Here is a 1,710-nt window from a genome sequence, read left to right on the forward strand (position 1 = left end):
AGAATGTCACACTGAAGAAACTGCTTGCAGACGTTGCCAAAGGCTATGAGGTGAAAACGAACTATGATGCTGAACTTGGTGCGGTACGGTATTCTTCCAGAACGGTCGCGGAAATCCTGAACGACATCCGGAAGAAAACCAACCTCCACTGCTATTTCATCGGTAAAGTCCTGTATTGCGGAAATGTGTATTCCGAAAAGGTCGACACCGAAAAGGTGAAAATCGTACTGGAAAAAAATGCCGTCAGTCAGAACCTGAACGAAACCAACGGTGAATTTCAGGTCAAGGTTGTCAGCATCGGTGCTGGCGGCAAGAAACTGGAAGCAAAAGCCGGAACGGAAGGAAGTGAGGTCTATAACCTGACTTACAATGAAAAAGGAAAGTCCGTCAAGGTCGAAGACCTGAAGAAGTTCGCCAGAGATTTTTATGAAAGCCTTAAAAAGCAGAAGTACCGCGGGGGCGTCGAACTGTTCGGGATACCTGTCGTCCGTCACGGTATAACGATTGACCTGAAGAGTGAAATAACTCCGGAAATGAACGGATACTATTACGTTGAGAAGGTGACAAAGGATTTCAGTGACGATGCTACATACAGGCAAAAATTAGAGTTGGGAGGACGTGCGGAATGACTACGGATGAACAGTTACGTGATGCGCTTGAAAAATGGCGCGAAGGGGCTAGACAGGCGCAATTGCGCTGGGTAACGGTAGACAAGGTTGATAAAGAAAACAAGGCAATGGATGTGACCGGGGTCATTGACCAGCTTGAATATTATGATGTCCAGTTGGGAATGGGTGCATTATGCATCTATCCGAAACCGGGAACAACTTGTCTGGTCGGAATCATCGAGGGACAGGAGACTGACGCCTTCCTGATTTCTGCTGATGAGGTGGACGAAATTGTGCTGAATGGCGGGACATTGGGCGGACTGGTAAAAGTCGGGGAACTGACGGAACGGCTGAACCTGATTGAAAAGGACATCAATTCATTGAAGCAGAAATTGTCAGGATGGACACCTGTACCGAACGACGGGGGATCGGCTTTGAAAACGGCATTGTCTTCCTACATTTCGGAATCACTAAAAGAGACACAGGTCAGGGACATTGAAAACGAAAGGGTGAAGCAATGAAAGGACTATTACTCGACAAGGATGGTGATATCAGAATTGTCCCCCATAAGGGAAAAGACGGGTTGACCGGGTTCGTAATCGGTGACACTCTGATTCAAAATGCGGCAACCGTGCTGGAACTGAATCAAGGTGAGTTGAAAGAAGACCCGGTGCTGGGTGCGAACCTGATCCGGTATATCCGTTCACAGGCTGATAAAAGAGCCATTGAGAAACAAATGAAAATCCACCTGAAACGCGCGGGCATTGACTATTCGGAGCTGGTGGATAAAATAAATATTGAAATTACTAACGATTAAAATGATTGAAAATGAAAGCAAGTAACGATCTGATTAAAAAGTTCGGAGTAGACAAAATCATTCACGGACTGATTGGGATGCTCATTTTAGCCGTGTGCGTGGTAGCATCTGTTTTCCTGTTTGGGGTGAGCTTCCCTAGCGTATTGGGCGGCATGGTTTTGGGAACTGTATCCGCATGGCTGGCTGGTAAATGGAAGGAATCGAAAGACGATATTCCGGACATGGCAGACATTCGGGCGACGGTACGCGGAGCATTATTGGCAGATGCGGTCATATTACTGGTGT

At 46.8% G+C, this 1,710-nt stretch carries 3 protein-coding genes and 1 pseudogene; all 4 read left to right on the forward strand.

The features are described from left to right. Positions 1-629 (forward strand): annotated as a pseudogene (locus HMPREF2794_RS08365) (hypothetical protein); the annotation flags it as partial. Further along, positions 626-1,129 (forward strand): hypothetical protein, encoded by a 504-nt coding sequence (locus HMPREF2794_RS08370; RefSeq protein ID WP_008766328.1) that lies wholly within the window; start codon positions 626-628, stop codon positions 1,127-1,129. The pseudogene HMPREF2794_RS08365 and the gene HMPREF2794_RS08370, both read left to right, overlap by 4 nt. After that, positions 1,126-1,425: a hypothetical protein gene (locus HMPREF2794_RS08375; RefSeq protein ID WP_055271001.1), complete on the forward strand. Its 300-nt coding sequence runs from the start codon at positions 1,126-1,128 to the stop codon at positions 1,423-1,425. Before HMPREF2794_RS08370 ends, HMPREF2794_RS08375 begins: the two co-directional genes overlap by 4 nt. Before the next feature lie 11 nt (positions 1,426-1,436). Further along, positions 1,437-1,710, forward strand: a 274-nt coding sequence (locus tag HMPREF2794_RS08380) for a hypothetical protein (protein ID WP_070751321.1), incomplete at its 3' end; no start/stop codon positions are given.

The organism is Bacteroides sp. HMSC067B03 (assembly GCF_001811315.1).
Taxonomy (GTDB): Bacteria; Bacteroidota; Bacteroidia; order Bacteroidales; family Bacteroidaceae; genus Bacteroides; species Bacteroides faecis.